Here is a 15,293-nt window from a genome sequence, read left to right on the forward strand (position 1 = left end):
TTGTGATATAACCACTTTCAGAATATCCAGCGTTTCCAACCCTCGCTCCATTCGCCAATGAAGCAGAATGCCCAAGTGCACCCCGTAGATATCCCGCGCACAACCCAGCGCAAAGTAACCACCCGCCTAGTCCCATTCCTGGCCCTGCTGTACTTCGTCAACTACCTGGACCGAGTGAATATCGGTTTCGCCGGCCCCAACGGCATGAAGTCCGATCTGAGCCTCAGTGAGACCGCATTCGGGTTCGCGTCCGGGATCTTCTTCCTCGGCTATCTGGTCTTGGAAGTCCCCAGTAACCTGGCACTGCATCGCTTCGGCGCGCGCCGTTGGATCGCTCGAATCCTGGTGACCTGGGGCGTGATCGCGTCGGCGATGGCATTTGTGCCGAATGGCGCGACCCTCATCGTGCTGCGTTTTCTGCTCGGCGTGGCGGAGGCGGGGTTCTTTCCGGGCATCCTGCTCTATCTCACCTACTGGTTCCCGCAGCGTCAGCGCGCACGCGTCGTCGCCCTCTTCATGACGGCCGTGCCGATCTCCACTGCCCTCGGCGCAACCCTGTCCAGCCTCGTATTGCAATGGGGTGACGGTGTTTTCGGCCTCAGCGGCTGGCGGTTCATGTTCCTCGTGGAGGGTATTCCCTCGCTGCTGCTGGCAGTGGTCACCTGGTTCTATCTGACCGACCGCCCGGAGCGCGCGACCTGGCTGGAGCCCACGGAACGAGAGTGGCTCACAGCGGAACTCGCCGCCGAGGACGAGCGGCGCACGGCCGGTCATCACTGGACCGTGCGAAAGTCGTTGACTCATCCCCGGATTCTCGGCCTGGCACTGGTCTACGCGGGAATCGTCTACGGCCTCTACGCTCTCGGCTTCTTTCTCCCGACCATCATCAACGGTTTCCAGCAGCAATACGGCACGCACTATTCGGTGATTCAGCGCGGCCTGATCAACGCCGTCCCCTATGTGATCGGCGCCGTCGTGATGGTGTGGTGGAGCCGGCACGGTGACCGCACCGGGGAGCGGGTGTGGCATGTGGCCTTGCCCGCCTTGGTCGGCGGCCTGGCCATTCCGGTGACCCTCTATCTGGGTAATCCGTTCAGCGCCATGGTCGCGGTCACCGTCTGCGCGGTCGGTGTGCTGGCGGCCCTGCCGACCTTCTGGGCGCTGCCGAGCACTTTCCTGTCGGGTGCCGCCGCCGCGGGCGGTATCGCCCTGATCAATTCGATCGGCAATGTCAGCGGGTTCGCCGCGCCCTATGTGACCGGCTGGCTGCGGGACTGGACCGGGACGCAGAAGGCGGGATTGTGGGTGGTCGGGGCGTGCATGGTGGGTGCGGCGCTGGGCGCTTTGGCCCTGCGGCGCGGGATCGGCGAGCGGGTGGGGTAAGAAAGGGGTATGTGGCATCCGGCGGATCCGATTCTGAACGCGCTGACCTATCAGCCGGGCGATCGCCGGGTCGTGGCCACACCCGAGATGTTCGGGGCCTCGTACGAGGACCTGTCGTTGACCACCTCGGACGGGGAGACCCTCAACGCGTGGTTCGTGCCCGCGAACGGAGAACCCTTGGGGCACATGCTGTTCGCGCACGGGAACGGCGGAAACCTCGGTGATCGCTCGCCCATGCTGGCCATGCTCGCGGCGGTCGGGTTCGATGTGCTGGCCTTCGACTACCGCGGTTACGGGCGCAGTACCGGCCGCACCAGCGAGCAGGGCACCTACCGGGACGTTCGCGCGGCGCGGGAGGCATTGCTCGCACGGCCGGGAGTGGATCCGAACCGGGTGGTGTATCTGGGCAAGTCGCTGGGCGGGGGAGTGATGCTCGAGCTGGCGACCGCCTTCCCGCCCGCCGCCCTGCTGCTCATGTCGACGTTCACGGGCCTGCGGGACGCCGCCGTCGCGGTGTACCCGTTCCTGCCGAAAGCGTTCGTGCCCAACGCTTATCCGAATTCGCAGCGGATCAAACGACTCCGCTGCCCGGTGCTGATCATGCACGGTGATCGCGACGAGCTGCTGCCCGTGCGCATGGGCCGGGAATTGTTCGCGGCCGCACCGGAACCCAAACAGCTGGTGATCTATCCCGGCGGCATGCACAACGACCTCATCGGTTTCCCCGGCTGGGCGGAGACGGTGGCGACGTGGGCGGCGGGTGTGCTGCCGCCCAAGCGCCTCACTTCCGGATGATGTTGGCCAGGAACTCCGCATTGCTGCCGGTCTTGCGCAGTCCGTCCAGCAGCAGGTCCAGGGCGCGCTGATCATCCAGTCCGGCCAGGGTGCGGCGGAGCCGGTCAACCGCCAGCCGTTCGGCGGGATCGAACAGCAACTCGTCGCGGCGGGTGCTGGATTTGGCGATGTCGACGGCGGGGAAGACGTGCCGCGACGCCAGTTCGCGATCCAGTTTCAGCTCCGCGTTGCCGGTGCCCTTGTACTCCTCGAAGATGACGGTGTCGGCGAGCGAGCCGGTTTCGACGAGCGCCGTCGCGATGATCGTCAGCGAGCCCCCGCCCTCGAGATTGCGGGCCGCGCCCAGGAACCGCTTCGGCGGCAGCAACGCGCTGGAATCGAGTCCGCCGGAAAGGATTCGGCCCGAGGCGTGGCCGGTCATGTTGTAGGCGCGGGCCAGCCGGGTGAGCGAGTCGAGCAGCACGACGACATCGCGACCCTCCTCGGCGAGACGCTGCGCGCGTTCGATGGCGAGTTCGGCCAGCGCGGTCTGCTCGGCCGGCGAGTGATCGAAGGTGGCGGCGACGACCTCGGCGGGAACACCGCGCGAGAGGTCGGTGACCTCCTCGGGTCGTTCGCCGACCAGCACCAGCATGAGGTGCGTCTCCGGGTGATTGGCCGCGATGCCGTGCGCGATTGCTCGCAGCACAGAGGTTTTGCCCGCCTTGGGCGGTGCGACGACCAGGGCGCGCTGCCCCTTGCCGATCGGCATGATCAGATCGGTGACGCGGGTGGTGAGCTGGTTCGGCGTGGTCTCCAGCCGCAACCGCTCGTCGGGATGGATGGTGGTCAGGTCCTGGAAGCGCGGGCGCTTCGGCAGCTCGGCGACCGGATGGCCGTTGACGGTGTCGACCCGCACCAGGGGAGCGTGCTTGCCGCCCTTGGCATTCGGCTGCGCCAGGCCGGTGAGCAGGTCACCGCGGCGCAGGTCGTGGTTGCGGATCAATCGGGCCGGGACGTGGATGTCGTCGGGCCCGGACAGGTAGCCGCTGGTCCGCAGCACTCCCGTCTGGCCGTGCAGATCCAGGAGTCCCGTTGCGGGGGAAAGGGTTTCGATGTGTTCGAGTTCTCGGGCCGGGTCGGTTCGGGTGACGCGCGGCGTGGGATCGATGGTGGTCATGAGGTGTTCTCCTTCGAGAGGATCTGGTGACTTGTGCACCGGGAGTGAATGTTCGGCGTGGCCTGATACGGCCGAAGGCGGCAGGAACCGCCGGTGAATCCGAGTGGCTCGGAGCCTGATCTCGCCGTACGGCGATCGATACAGCGCTGCCGGGATCGAACTCGGAGGAGGGAAGAAATCGTGTGGCGGGGACTCGGTGTCTACCTACATCCACAGGATTGCGACGCCCTCACCGTACGCCCTCCTCGATCCCCGCGCAATGCCCCGCGCCGCCGCCGGGCCGCCGGCGCGTCCGGTATGCGTAGCCTGGAACCCATGAGCGATGCCAAGGAACTCGCGGCGTTGTTGGCCCAGCTGCCGGACGCCGAACTGGCGGCCGTGGTGGAATTCGCCTCCGACGGCCGGGCGGGGCTGGCGGCCCTGCACGCGGTGGCGCAGTCGCTGGCGGCCACCCTCGGTCATGCCCCGGATGTCATCGATGTGACTCCTGACACCCTGCCGGGCGAGGGCTATCCGCAGTCTGAGACGGATGGCGTATCCGGGCAGGTGGGAACGGGTCCGATGGGCGTCGGCATACCGGTACCGCCTGCGGGTATCCCCACCGCGCCCGGGATCGGCGGATATACGAACACCGGCGTCCCTACTTTCGAGTCAGTTCGCGATAAGGTCGAGCAGCGCTACGGCACCTCGCAGGGGATGGGCGAACTCGATCGGCAGACACCGGTGGGCCGCAGCGTGGAGGAACAGTGGGATGCGCGGGCCAAGGCCGCGCGGGAACGTCTGGAACAGATTCGACAATCGATGCAGGGCAACGATTCCGAGTAATTTCCGGGCGGTCCGCTTCGAACTTTGAATGGGTGGAACCGTGACCGAACCTCGTGAAATCGCCGAGAAGCTGCTGGATCTGCAGGTCGACTTCATTGTCGCCGAGGTCAGCGGCGACCGCTTCGCCGAAGTGATCGCCCGCGACGTCAGGGACGTGGTCGGTGTCGCCGACACCATCATCTTCCGCGATGTCGTCGAGGTCGATCAGGCCAAGCGCACCGTCGCCAATATCGTCGATCTGATCGGCGGCAGCCCCGTGCTCGGCACCATGGTCGAGGCGCTGGCCGGCTCGCTGTACGCGGACATCGCCTCCAACACCGACTACACCCTCGGTGACGTGGTGGATCGGGAACCCGTCGAGGCGCTGCTGGAGAAGATCTTCGGCATGCATCAGGCCCAGGAACGCATTCTGGAGCGGCTGACCGAGAGCCCCCTGATCGCGACCGTGGCCGCCAAGTTCGTGGACAAGCTGGTCGACGATTTCATGGAGACCAACAAGCAGATCGCGGGAAAGATTCCCGGCGTCGGCTCCCTGGTCTCGATGGGCACCAATGCCGCGAAGTCCGCGCGCAAGGCGGCGGAGAAGGCCGGTGGCAGCTTCATCGGCGAAATGGCCGGCAAGGGTGCGCAATTCGCGCTCAAGCGCACCAACAACGCCATCCGCGAAATGCTGCGCGACGCCCCGGTGCACGATGCGGCCATGGAATTCTGGGATCTGCACGCCGGTGAGCCGGTCGCCGGGCTCAAGGAGTACCTGTCGCAGCAGGATCTGGTGGATCTGGCGCTGATCATCTACCGGATCGCGCTGACCACCCGCAACAAGGAGTACGTCGGCGTGCTGGTGGACCAGGGCGTCGAGGTGTTCTTCGAGAAGTACGGCGATCACACCCTCGCCGCCCTGCTGCCCGAGCTGGGGCTGTCGGAGCAGGTCATCGCCGAGGAGATCCTGCGCTACGGGCCCGCCGTGGTGGAGGCCGCCAAGCGCAACGGCGTGCTGGCCAAGCTGATTCGTGAGCGGCTGGAGCCGTTCTTCCTGTCGGAGCCGGTGCTCGCCGTGCTCGCGGGTAACTGAGATTCTTCGGAGTCAGCCAAAAGGCTTCCCCTGAAACACATTTCAGGGGAAGCCTTTTCCTTCGGGGTCAGTCGACGATCGCGATCGCGTCGATCTCCACCAACATCTCCTCGCGCGGCAAGCCGGTGAAAACCGTTGTGCGACTGGGCAGCACATCCCCGCTGGTGTTCTCTGTGACGAACTTGCCGTACGCCTCGTTCATGATCGGGAAGTCCTTGCGCTTGGTCAGATAGACCCGCAGCATCACCACGTCGTCGAAGCTCGCCCCGCCCGCCTCCACGATGGCCTTCACGTTCTCCAGGGTCCGGATCGTCTGGGCGGCAACGTCTCCCGGGTGCAGGTACTCGCTGGTCGCCGGATCGACGGGGCCCTGGCCGGACACCTGCAGGAACGGTCCCTTGCGCACGCCCTGGGAGAAGGTGTGCGCGGGCGCGGGCGCGTTGTCGGTACGGATGGCGATCTTCTGGCTCATGGTCGGCCTTTCACTTCTCGGGGCTGGGACTCCAGCCCAGCTCGGTGGATACGGCCTCGGCCGTGTCGCGCACGCGCGGCAGCAGTCCGAGCACCTGGTCGTGGGTGAGCAGCAGGTCCGGCACCGAGACCGACAGCGCCGCCACGGTCGCGCCGGTGCCGTCGTGGATGGGGACGGCCACGCAGTTGATGAAGCTCTCGTGCTCCTCGTGGTCCTCGGCGAAGCCTTGGGCGGCAACGAGTTCCAGCTCCGCGAGGTACTGCTCGGGAGTGCGGATGGTGCGGTCGGTGTAGGGGCGGTAGTCGAGACCGGCCGCGATGTCCGCCCACAGCGTCCGCGGCAGCGCGGCCACCAACACCTTGCCGACGGCCGTGCAGTGCAGCGCCGCCGGCCGGCCGATGCGCGAGTACATGCGCACGCTGTGGGTGGCGTCGAGCTTGTCGATGTAGACGGCCTCGCCGGATTCGTAGGTGGCCAGGTGCACGGTCTGCCCGGTATCGGCGTTCAGTGCCGCCAGGTGGGGCCGGGCCACGGTCCGCACGTCCCGGCCTTCCAGGGACCGGTTGGCCAGCTCGAAAAGCCTGGTGCCCAGGCGATATCGGTGCTCGCTGTCATGGGTGACGAAGCGGTCGGCCTCCATGGTCTGCAGCAGCCGCAGCACGGTGGACTTGTGCACGCCGAGCCGAGTCGCCAACTGGTCCAGGGACTTCGGCTCCTCGCCGAGTTCGACGAGCAGGGTGAGGGCGCGCTGCAGACTCTGACTCATGAGGCCACATTCTCGGGCAGGGTCGGGCCGGGGCGGTAATGGGTGCGCGCCCACTCGGCGGCGCTCACCGCGGCCAGGGCCTCGAGGACCGGCACGGCCGGCAGCTCGGCGATGTCGCCGGCGCCGGTGAGCGCGGCCGCGGCGCACAGGTGGCCGAAGCGCAGCAGCTGCTCGTGCGGCCGGCCGTGCAAGAGGGCGGCCAGATAGCCGCCGGCGAAAGCGTCTCCCGCGCCGATACGTTCGGTCACCTCGAGGGTCAGCGCCGGAACCTCGAGGCGGTCGGCGCCGAGGAATCCGGTGACCGAATGCCGGTCGTTCTTCACGATCAGATGCCGGGGTTGCGGGAAGGCGGCGCGCAGCCGGTCGGCGTCGCCGATGCCGAACACCTCCTCGGCCTCGTCCGCGCCGAGGAATACCACGTCACTGCCGCCGATGTGGCGGGCCAGAATGTCGGCGGCGGATTCGGTGCGCCTGGCCCACAGGGCGGGACGGTAGTTGAGATCGAAGCTGAGCAGCCGGCCGCGGCGCGGCTGGGTGAGCAGGGCATCGGTCAGCTCGGTCGCCGAGGGGGAGAGCGCCGTGGTGATGCCGGTGAAATGAATGAGTTCGGCCTGCTCGAGCAGTGCGCTCGCGGCGGCCAGATCCGCGGGGGACAGGGCGCTGGCCGCGGAACCGCTGCGGTAGTACAGCATTCGGCTCGCGCCTGCGGGCAGATCGTCCGGGTGACCCGAACCGTTGCCGCGTTCCTTCACATACATCCCGGTCGGCCGGGTCGCGTCGACGGTGACGGCGGTGGTGTCCACGCCGCGTTCACCCAGCTGCCGGATCAGGTACCGGCCGAAGCCGTCGTCGCCGACCCGCGACAGCCATCCGGTCGGCACGCCCAGCCGGCTCAGCACGCACGCGACATTCGCCTCCGCGCCGCCCGCGCCCCGTTCGAACACGAGTGAGTCCGCGAGCGGTCCCGGTGTCGCGATGAGCACCGCGAGCCCCTCGCCGACGGTGACCGCCCGGGGGGTCGGCTGGATCACACCAATCTCCTTCGAATGGTTGCGGCTTTCGGACGTTACGTGCAGACTAACCACCAGAAACACTATGTGCAACAAGCGTTGCAAAATATGCAATGGCTTGATGCTATGACCGGAAGGAGCGTCGTGGCCGCCGACAATGCCGTCGCATCCCCCAGCGAAGCCATCGCGGATGTGGTCCTGGGTCCGCAGCACAAATCGCTGCCGCCCGCCGCCTGGGGGCTGACCGTGCGCGAATACCTGGCCACCGCCCCGCACCTGGATCACTTGCAGACCCCCGTGCTGACCCTGGACCGCGCGGCGCTGGACGCGAACCGGGCCGTCATGGCCGACTGGGCGCGGGCCGCCGGTGTTCGGCTCGCACCCCACGGCAAGACCTCGATGTCGCCTCAGCTCTGGCGGGAGCAACTCGACGTCGGCGCCTGGGGCATCACCCTGGCCACCGGCTGGCAGGCGCAGATCGGCCGCGCGCTCGGCCTGAACCGCATCATGCTCGCCAACGCGCTGCTCGACCCGGTCGGATTGCACTGGGCCGCAGCGGAAATCGCGAACGACCCGAACTTCGAGCTCTACAGCTGGGTGGACGGCGTCGACTCGGTACGCGAGATGGAACGCCACCTGGAAGCGGCTCCGGACGGCGTCCGCCTGAATGTCCTCGTGGAACTCGGTGGCCCGCACGGCCGTACCGGTGCTCGCGGCCTCGCCGCCGCCCACGAGGTGGCCGCCGCGGTCGGCAAATCCTCGCGCCTGCGCCTGGCCGGTGTGGGCGGCTACGAGGGCGCACTCGCCCACGATCGCACCGACGCGGGCCTTGCCGCGGTGCGTCACTACCTCGACGAAATCGCCATCCTGCACCAGGAATTGGCGGCCGCCGGGGGATACGACGAGTTCGTCGGCCAACCCGTGGAGGCCGGGCTCTCGGGCGAGACGACGCGGCCGAATCGGCGCAGCGCGATCGTGACCGCCGGCGGCAGCGCGTATCCGGATCTGGTCGTGGAGCGGCTGGCCGGACTCGCCGACGAGGCAGGCGCACACGGGGTGTCGACCACCGTGGTGTTGCGTTCCGGCGCCTACCTGGTGCACGACGACGGCTTCTACTCCGGTATCTCACCCCTGGCCGCCGGACGCACCGAGCGTCCGCTGCGGTCGGCCATGCACGGCTGGGCACGTTGCGTGTCCCGCCCGGAAACGGAACTCGCGCTGCTGGATGCGGGCAAGCGGGATCTTCCGTTCGATGAGGGGTTGCCGGTCCCGCAGCGGATGGCGGGACCGGCAAGCACCCCGCTGCCGGCGGCCGCGCACGTCTCGGCATTGAACGATCAGCACGCGTTTCTGCTCCTGCCCGGCGGTGCGGACGCCGATGTGCCGGTGGGAAGCGTGGTGCGGCTGGGGCTTTCGCACCCGTGCACCGCGTTCGACAAGTGGCGGCTGATCCCGGTGATCGACGATGCGGACGCCGAGCGGCCGCGGGTCGTCGAGTTCCTGCCCACCTTCTTCTGAGCGTGTGATCATGGCCGACTTGCTGATTCGCGATATCGACGTGATCGACGGCACCGGCGGACCGCGGTTCCGCGCGGATGTGGTGGTCGACGGCGGACGCATCGCCGAGATCGCCGCACCCGGCACCGTCGCCGGCGCGGACCGGATGCTGGACGAGGGCGAGAACCTCGTGCTGGCACCGGGTTTCATCGATATGCACGCGCACTCCGATCTGCACCTGCTGACGCATCCGGGGCATTTCCCGAAGCTGAGCCAGGGCATCACCACCGAGGTGATCGGGCAGGACGGACTGTCCTACGCGCCGATCGACGACGCCACCCTGGACATCGTGCGCCGCCAGATCGCCGGGTGGAACGGCAATCCCGCCGATCTCGACTTCGACTGGCGCACGGTCGCGCAGTATCTGGACCGGCTGGACACCGCCGGCATCACGCCCAATGTCGCCTATCTGGTGCCGCAGGGCACGCTGCGGCTGCTGGTGGTCGGCGCCGAGAACCGGGCGGCGACACCGGCGGAGATCCAGCACATGCGGCTGCTGTTGCGGCAGGCCCTCGCCGAGGGCGCGGTCGGCATGTCCAGCGGGCTGACCTACACGCCCGGAATGTACGCCGACACTGCGGAACTCGCGGCGCTGTGCGAAGTCGTCGCCGAGTTCGGCGGCTTCTACGCCCCGCACACCCGCTCCTACGGGGCCGGAGCGCTGGACGCCTACGCCGAGATGATCGAGCTGGCGCGCCGCACCGGCGTCGCCCTGCATCTGACCCACGCCACCATGAACTTCGGCGAGAACCGCGGTCGCGCACCGGAATTCCTCGCCATGATCGACGCGGCGCTGGCCGAGGGCTGCGACATCACCCTCGACACCTACCCGTATCTGCCCGGCTCCACCACGCTGTCGGCGCTGCTGCCCAGCTGGGCGATGTCGGGTGGCCCGGATGCCGCGCTGGCGCGCCTGGCCGATCCCGACGCCCGGGCGCGCATCATCGCAGATGTCGACGTGCACGGTTCCGACGGCTGTCACGGCGTGACCGTCGACTGGCAGACCATTCAGATCAGCGGCGTCGCCAACCAGGACCTGGCGGCGTCCGTCGGCCGCACCGTCGCCGACCTCGCCGCCGAACGCGGCCTGCCCCCGGCCGACGTCTTCGTCGACCTGCTGACCCGCGATCAGCTGGCCACCAGCATCCTGCAACACGTCGGGCACGAGGAGAACGTCCGCGCCATCATGCGCCACCACCGGCACATGGGCGGCACCGACGGCCTGCTCGCCCCGGACCGCCCGCATCCCCGCGCGTGGGGCACCTTCCCCCGCTACCTGGGCCACTACACCCGCGACCTCGGCGTCCTGGAGCTCGCGGACTGCGTCCACCACTGCACCGGTCGCCCCGCCCAGCGCCTGCGCCTGTCCGACCGCGGTGTGATCCGCGCCGGGTACGCCGCCGACCTGGTGCTCTTCGATCCGGCCACCGTCCTGGACACCGCGACCTTCGACGAGCCGAAACAGCAGGCCCGGGGCATCCCCTACGTCCTGGTCAACGGCGAATTCGCGGTGGACGCGGGCCAACCCACCGGCCGCCGCGCCGGCCGCGCGCTGCGCCTGGACGCGGCGACCGGGGAGACCCGATGACTGGTTCTCGGAGAGGAGATTCGATGACCACCGCCGTGGAAGGCGATTCGTTTGCCGTGCAGGCGATTCTGGCCGACCGTGCGCTGACTGTCGTGCGCGCCCCGCGGATTCCGGACCCCGTGGCGTTGGCCGGCGCCCTGGCCGGCGCCGGAATACGTTCGGTGGAACTGACTTTCACCACGCCGGGCCTCACCGACGCGATCCGCGCGATCGCCGCATCCGGTATCGGCGTGATCGGCGCGGGCACCGTGCTCACCGCACAGCACGCGGAATCCGCCATCGACGCGGGCGCGGGATTTCTGGTCACGCCCGGGATCACCGAGGCGGTCGCCGACGTGGCCGCGCGGCATGGAATCCCTGTTGTCATGGGCGCTTTCACGCCCACCGAGGTGATGCGGGCCATGGAACTGGGCGCGGCGGCGGTGAAGATCTTCCCCGCCAAGGCGCTCGGCCCCGGCTATCTGAAGGACCTGCGCGGTCCGTTCCCCGCTGTCCGGCTGATCCCCTCCGGCGGGGTCAATGCCGGTAATGCCGCCGACTTCCTCGCCCACGGGGCGGTCGCGGTCACCGCCGGAACCGATGTCGTGCCGCCTGCCGCCGTCGCGGCCGGCGACTGGGCCGACATCGCCTCGCGCGCGACCGCATTCGTCCGCGCGCTGCGCTGACTCGAGAAGTGAACTGAGAGGTATCCCATGAGCACCACCGTGGACTGGCTGCGGACCAGCACGCCGGGACTGCTGCTGCTCTGCGGTGCGGCCATCGCCGTACTGCTGATCGCGATCATCCGGTTCAAACTGGAACCGTTCATCGCCCTGCTGCTCACCGGCCTCGGGCTGGCGCTGGTCGCCGGACTGCCGGTCTCGCAGATCGTCGGCACCGCACTGAAATCCGGTGATTCCCTGCTGGAGACCGGATTCGGGTCGATCCTCGGCCACATCGCGGTGATCATCGGGTTGGGCACCGTGCTCGGCGCGATCCTGGAACGCTCCGGCGGCGCCGACGTGCTGACCGCGAAACTGCTGAACCTGTTCGGCGAGAAGGGCGCTCCGGTCGCCATGGGCCTGCTCGGGCTCATCTTCGGCATCCCGGTGTTCTTCGACATCGGCATCTTCGTGCTCGCGCCGCTGGTGTACGTGGCCGCCAAGCGCGGCGGGCGCTCCCTGGTGCTGTACGCGCTGCCCATGCTGGCGGGGCTGTCCATGACGCACGCGTTCCTGCCGCCGCATCCGGGGCCGGTGTCGCTGGGCGGGCTGCTCGGGGTGAGCCTGGGCTGGCTGATCGTCATGGGATTCGTCTGCGGCATACCGGGATTCATCGCGGCGGGCATTGTCTGGGGCAGTTGGATCGGCAAACGCGTTCACGTCGAGGTGCCCGACGAGTTCCTGGTGGGCAAGCACGACAACCGATCCGAGGAACCCGACGGGGAGGCCGACGGTGCGGCGGGCGGCGGTGTGGCCACCGCGACGCTGGTCGAGCGCCCGCCCGCGGTCGCGCTGATCGGCGCCATCATCGCGATCCCGCTGATTCTGATCCTGGGCGCGACCTTCGGCAGCCAGCTGCTCACCGCGGGCTCGAAACCGTTGCAGGTGTTGACCTTTCTCGGCACCCCCGCCGTCGCGCTGCTGATCACCGTGCTCATCGCCTTCTATGTGCTCGGCATCCGCCGCGGATCGACCGTGCAGGAGCTCGGCGCCGTGACCGCCGAATCGCTGCGCCCGGTGGGCATGCTGCTGCTGGTCGTCGGGGCGGGCGCGTTCTTCGGGAAGGTGATCTCCGCCACCGGAATCGGCACCGCGCTGGCGCACACCATGGCCGCGGCGGGGCTTCCGGTCATCGTGCTCGCCTATGTGATCAGCTGCGGCCTGCGCATCGCGCAGGGGTCGGCCACGGTCGCCATCGTCACCACCGGCGGCATCGTCGCGCCGCTGGTGCACGAACAGGGGTATTCGCAGGTGGCGCTGGCCTTGATCGCCATGGCCATCGCGGCGGGCTCGATCATTCTCAGCCACGTGAACGACGGCGGCTTCTGGATCATCTCGAAGTTCTTCGACCTGACCGTCAAACAGACGCTGCAGACCTGGACGGTGCTCGAAACCGTGCTGTCGGTGGTCAGTTTCGCGGTGGCGGCGGTGCTGTTCGCGATCCTCGCCTGAGTCACGGCGGGCGCGGCGTTCGGGCACAGTGGAACCAGACACTGCGGAGAGGGAGACCCGTATGGAGCTGCCGATCACCGGATCCACTCTGGCCGTTGCCACCTCGTCCACGGCCTATCAGCTCTCCCTCGACATCGGCGCGTACGTGCTCAATATCGAGGGTGAGCTGGCCGTGCACAGCCCGACCGGCGCCAGCCTGCACCGCATTCCGGGGGAGCCGCACACCGACGAGCTGGTGGCGGCGCTGTCTGGTTTGATCACGGCGGCCGCGGTCGCCGACGGCGGGGAGCTGCGCATCGATCTGGCTTCCGGACACCGGCTGGTGGTGGAACCCGACCCGTACTTCGAGGCGTGGAACCTGACCGTCCCCGGCCGCTACCTGGTGGTGTGCATGCCCGGCGGCGAGCTGGCGGTGTGGTCGGCCGAATCCTGAACCGGGCGTGTGACATTCGCCGGAGTTTTGCGTCGCGTCCCGTCGACGGCGAAATGCTGCCGGTAGCGTTCGGGGGTGGTGGCCATGCGGCGGGTGAACACCCGGTGCAGGGTCTCCCCGTGCCGGTAGCCGACCTGGCGGGCGATCGCGCCGATGGTCAGTTCGGTGGATTCCAGCAGTCGCCGCGCCGCCTCCACTCGCAGGTCCTCGATGAAAGCCGCGGGCGTGCTGCCGGTTTCGAGCCGGAAGGCGCGGGCGAAATGCCGTTCGCTCATGCCCGCCCGTTCCGCGAGGGCCGCCACCGCGAGGTCGGCGTCGAGGTGGTCGGGCAACCACTGCTGGACCGCGCGGATGGCCGGCGTGCGCGCGGGCTGGGTGCGCAACTGGGCGCTGAACTGCGCCTGCCCGCCGGGCCGGCGCGCGAACACCACCAGCAGCCGGGCCAGCAGGGCGGCGATCTCGCGACCGTGATCGTCCTCCACCATGGCCAACGCCAGGTCCACGCCCGCGGACATGCCCGCCGAGGTCCAGCGGTCGCGATCGCGCACGTAGATGCGGTCCGGTTCCACGGTGACGCGCGGAAAGTGTTGCGCCATCAGGCCGGTGGAGGCCCAGTGGGTGGTGGCCCGGTAGCCGTCGAGCAGGCCGGCCGCGGCCAGCAGCAGCGCACCCGCGCAGACCGAGGAGATGCGCCGCGCCTTGCGGGCCAGCGCGGGCAGCTCCGGTACCACCGCCGCGGCGTCGGGGCCGTCGACCATCCCGCCGACGACGATCAGGGTGTCGAAGTCGTCGCCGGCGGCGATATCGGCCAGGGAATGTTCGACCGACAGGGTCAGGCCGCCATCGGCGGCGAGGGGGCGGCCGTCCGGTGACGCTGTCACCAGGCGGTAGGGCGGTCGGTCGGCCACGGTGTGCCACAGCTGCGGCCCGCCGGGCGGCGCGACCGGCGGCAAGAGTTCCGGTGGCGTCGCGGCGATGCTGTTGAGCACCGCGAAAACGTCCAGCGGCCCGGCCAACTCGGACATCTGCATGCCCTGGAAGACGACGAAGACGATGGTGCGAGGCGCGGGCACCCGGCCATCATCGCAGCCCGGGGGAGTGTCCGCCAGGGTCAGGCGCTGACTCATCCACCCGATCTGGCGCTGACCCGTCCACCCGATCGGATGCCCCGTCCACGCGGTCAGTGGCCGACCTGCCCGGCCGGGTGACCGACCGCGTGCCGGTCCAGGAACGGGATCAGCAGCGCGGCCACCCGGTCGGGGAACTGCGCGTGCGGATAGTGGCCGCCGCGCTCCACCATCGCGACCTGCCCCAGACCCGGCGGCATGGCGGCCACGATCCCGTGCGCCACCTGTTCCGGATCGGCGAAGTCCGGATCCTCCGAACCCATGACGATCAGTGCGGGACAAGAGATTTCGGGCACGAGTGCCTGCGCGTCGGCCGGGGTGGTCTTGCCGGTCTTCATGAACTCGGCCCAGCGCCCCGGCTGCCGCAGTTGCTCGCGCAGTTCGGAGAGATAGGTGTCCTGGTCGGCGGGCCGGGTCGGATACGCGACGCCCGCCAGATACTTGAACCAGAGCCGGGGCGAGCTCAGCAGTTGCGTGCCGACCAGTTCCGTCATGCCGCGCCGGTAGCGCGAGCTCGACAGGAACGTCCCGAGCGCGAGGCCGTACACCTGCGTGAACGGACCGATCTCGACGATCGCCGACACCAGCCCGGGCGCCTCCGCGGCCGCGATGGTGGCCGAACCACCCGCCAGCGAATGTCCCACGATCACGGCCGGACCCCCGAAATGCCGGATCACACCGAGCAGATCGCGCGCCACATCCGTCCGGCTGATGGCCGCCTTCCCCGTCACCGACGGCCACTCCATGCTGGATTCCCCGTGCCCGCGCATATCCACGTTCACCACCCGATACCCGGCGGCGACCAGCGGCTCGACCAGACCCCGGAAGTCCCGCCGCCAGGTTCCCATCCCATGCGACAGCACCACCAACGGCCCGGCGCCGGTCACATCACACGCGATCCGCCCGTGTTCCAGCGTCACGAATTCGGTCATTCGTCTTTCCTTCCAAGCGTT

Annotated in this window: 15 protein-coding genes; 9 read left to right on the plus strand and 6 right to left on the minus strand. The window is 68.8% G+C overall.

The genetic code is table 11. The annotated features are described in order from the left end of the window. Nucleotides 1-57: 57 nt before the first annotated feature. The gene (locus D7D52_RS22455) at nucleotides 58-1,383 is read left to right on the plus strand and encodes an MFS transporter (RefSeq protein ID WP_120739357.1); all 1,326 of its coding nucleotides are present in this window, start codon (nucleotides 58-60) and stop codon (nucleotides 1,381-1,383) included. A gap of 9 nt (nucleotides 1,384-1,392) precedes the next feature. After that, the gene (locus D7D52_RS22460) at nucleotides 1,393-2,178 is read left to right on the plus strand and encodes an alpha/beta hydrolase (protein ID WP_120739360.1); all 786 of its coding nucleotides are present in this window, start codon (nucleotides 1,393-1,395) and stop codon (nucleotides 2,176-2,178) included. On the opposite strand, the gene rho is transcribed toward D7D52_RS22460, so the two are convergent. Then, nucleotides 2,165-3,337 carry a transcription termination factor Rho gene (gene rho / locus D7D52_RS22465; RefSeq protein ID WP_120739362.1) on the minus strand — a complete coding sequence of 391 codons (1,173 nt, stop codon included), beginning with the start codon at nucleotides 3,335-3,337 and terminating at the stop codon, nucleotides 2,165-2,167. The genes D7D52_RS22460 and rho overlap by 14 nt on opposite strands. A gap of 315 nt (nucleotides 3,338-3,652) precedes the next feature. On the opposite strand from rho, the gene D7D52_RS39355 reads away from it, so the two are divergent. Beyond that, nucleotides 3,653-4,162, plus strand: coding sequence for a PspA/IM30 family protein (locus D7D52_RS39355; protein WP_246023223.1), 510 nt, complete (start codon nucleotides 3,653-3,655; stop codon nucleotides 4,160-4,162). 40 nt (nucleotides 4,163-4,202) lie between these two features. Beyond that, the gene (locus D7D52_RS22475) at nucleotides 4,203-5,234 is read left to right on the plus strand and encodes a hypothetical protein (RefSeq protein ID WP_120744364.1); all 1,032 of its coding nucleotides are present in this window, start codon (nucleotides 4,203-4,205) and stop codon (nucleotides 5,232-5,234) included. 67 nt (nucleotides 5,235-5,301) lie between these two features. On the opposite strand, the gene D7D52_RS22480 is transcribed toward D7D52_RS22475, so the two are convergent. From D7D52_RS22480 to D7D52_RS22490, 3 genes are read right to left on the minus strand one after another with little or no spacing between them, the layout of a single operon-like run. Beyond that, nucleotides 5,302-5,706: a RidA family protein gene (locus D7D52_RS22480; RefSeq protein ID WP_120739364.1), complete on the minus strand. Its 405-nt coding sequence runs from the start codon at nucleotides 5,704-5,706 to the stop codon at nucleotides 5,302-5,304. 10 nt (nucleotides 5,707-5,716) lie between these two features. Next, nucleotides 5,717-6,472, minus strand: coding sequence for an IclR family transcriptional regulator (locus tag D7D52_RS22485; protein ID WP_120739366.1), 756 nt, complete (start codon nucleotides 6,470-6,472; stop codon nucleotides 5,717-5,719). Next, the gene (locus D7D52_RS22490) at nucleotides 6,469-7,503 is read right to left on the minus strand and encodes a sugar kinase (protein WP_246023224.1); all 1,035 of its coding nucleotides are present in this window, start codon (nucleotides 7,501-7,503) and stop codon (nucleotides 6,469-6,471) included. Before D7D52_RS22490 ends, D7D52_RS22485 begins: the two co-directional genes overlap by 4 nt. A 105-nt stretch (nucleotides 7,504-7,608) precedes the next feature. Here D7D52_RS22490 and D7D52_RS22495 point away from each other — a divergent pair, with 105 nt between their 5' ends. The 5 genes from D7D52_RS22495 to D7D52_RS22515 all read left to right on the plus strand — a co-directional run bounded on the left by D7D52_RS22495 (nucleotide 7,609) and on the right by D7D52_RS22515 (nucleotide 13,213). Beyond that, entirely contained in the window at nucleotides 7,609-9,000 is a 1,392-nt protein-coding gene (locus tag D7D52_RS22495; RefSeq protein ID WP_120739368.1) for a type III PLP-dependent enzyme domain-containing protein, read from the plus strand. A 10-nt stretch (nucleotides 9,001-9,010) separates the two neighbouring features. After that, nucleotides 9,011-10,627: an N-acyl-D-amino-acid deacylase family protein gene (locus D7D52_RS22500; protein ID WP_120744366.1), complete on the plus strand. Its 1,617-nt coding sequence runs from the start codon at nucleotides 9,011-9,013 to the stop codon at nucleotides 10,625-10,627. A gap of 23 nt (nucleotides 10,628-10,650) precedes the next feature. Continuing rightward, nucleotides 10,651-11,292 (plus strand): bifunctional 4-hydroxy-2-oxoglutarate aldolase/2-dehydro-3-deoxy-phosphogluconate aldolase, encoded by a 642-nt coding sequence (locus tag D7D52_RS22505; RefSeq protein WP_120739370.1) that lies wholly within the window; start codon nucleotides 10,651-10,653, stop codon nucleotides 11,290-11,292. Nucleotides 11,293-11,319: 27 nt separating this feature from the next. Next, a complete protein-coding gene (locus D7D52_RS22510; RefSeq protein WP_120739372.1) occupies nucleotides 11,320-12,780 on the plus strand; it encodes a GntP family permease in 1,461 nt (486 codons plus the stop codon). Nucleotides 12,781-12,841: 61 nt separating this feature from the next. Beyond that, nucleotides 12,842-13,213, plus strand: a complete 372-nt coding sequence (locus D7D52_RS22515; protein WP_120739374.1) for a DUF6188 family protein — start codon at nucleotides 12,842-12,844, stop codon at nucleotides 13,211-13,213. Here the strand turns inward: D7D52_RS22515 and D7D52_RS22520 are convergent. Then, nucleotides 13,156-14,340 (minus strand): GlxA family transcriptional regulator, encoded by a 1,185-nt coding sequence (locus tag D7D52_RS22520; RefSeq protein ID WP_162958480.1) that lies wholly within the window; start codon nucleotides 14,338-14,340, stop codon nucleotides 13,156-13,158. The two genes, D7D52_RS22515 and D7D52_RS22520, sit on opposite strands and share 58 nt — an antisense overlap. 53 nt (nucleotides 14,341-14,393) lie before the next feature. Continuing rightward, on the minus strand, nucleotides 14,394-15,272 hold the full coding sequence (locus D7D52_RS22525; protein WP_120739377.1) for an alpha/beta fold hydrolase: 879 nt from the start codon (nucleotides 15,270-15,272) through the stop codon (nucleotides 14,394-14,396). Nucleotides 15,273-15,293 lie beyond the last annotated feature (21 nt).

This window comes from Nocardia yunnanensis, from assembly GCF_003626895.1.
GTDB classification, from domain to species: Bacteria; Actinomycetota; Actinomycetes; order Mycobacteriales; family Mycobacteriaceae; genus Nocardia; species Nocardia yunnanensis.

Bases quoted from the DNA above. Each gene is read 5' to 3' on its own strand.
- D7D52_RS22455 (WP_120739357.1), top strand. From the start codon at position 58: ATGAAGCAGAATGCCCAAGTGCACCCCGTAGATATCCCGCGCACAACC.
- D7D52_RS22460 (WP_120739360.1), top strand. From the start codon at position 1,393: ATGTGGCATCCGGCGGATCCGATTCTGAACGCGCTGACCTATCAGCCG.
- rho (WP_120739362.1), bottom strand. From the start codon at position 3,337: ATGACCACCATCGATCCCACGCCGCGCGTCACCCGAACCGACCCGGCC.
- D7D52_RS39355 (WP_246023223.1), top strand. From the start codon at position 3,653: ATGAGCGATGCCAAGGAACTCGCGGCGTTGTTGGCCCAGCTGCCGGAC.
- D7D52_RS22480 (WP_120739364.1), bottom strand. From the start codon at position 5,706: ATGAGCCAGAAGATCGCCATCCGTACCGACAACGCGCCCGCGCCCGCG.
- D7D52_RS22485 (WP_120739366.1), bottom strand. From the start codon at position 6,472: ATGAGTCAGAGTCTGCAGCGCGCCCTCACCCTGCTCGTCGAACTCGGC.
- D7D52_RS22495 (WP_120739368.1), top strand. From the start codon at position 7,609: ATGACCGGAAGGAGCGTCGTGGCCGCCGACAATGCCGTCGCATCCCCC.
- D7D52_RS22500 (WP_120744366.1), top strand. From the start codon at position 9,011: ATGGCCGACTTGCTGATTCGCGATATCGACGTGATCGACGGCACCGGC.
- D7D52_RS22505 (WP_120739370.1), top strand. From the start codon at position 10,651: ATGACCACCGCCGTGGAAGGCGATTCGTTTGCCGTGCAGGCGATTCTG.
- D7D52_RS22510 (WP_120739372.1), top strand. From the start codon at position 11,320: ATGAGCACCACCGTGGACTGGCTGCGGACCAGCACGCCGGGACTGCTG.
- D7D52_RS22515 (WP_120739374.1), top strand. From the start codon at position 12,842: ATGGAGCTGCCGATCACCGGATCCACTCTGGCCGTTGCCACCTCGTCC.
- D7D52_RS22520 (WP_162958480.1), bottom strand. From the start codon at position 14,340: ATGAGTCAGCGCCTGACCCTGGCGGACACTCCCCCGGGCTGCGATGAT.
- D7D52_RS22525 (WP_120739377.1), bottom strand. From the start codon at position 15,272: ATGACCGAATTCGTGACGCTGGAACACGGGCGGATCGCGTGTGATGTG.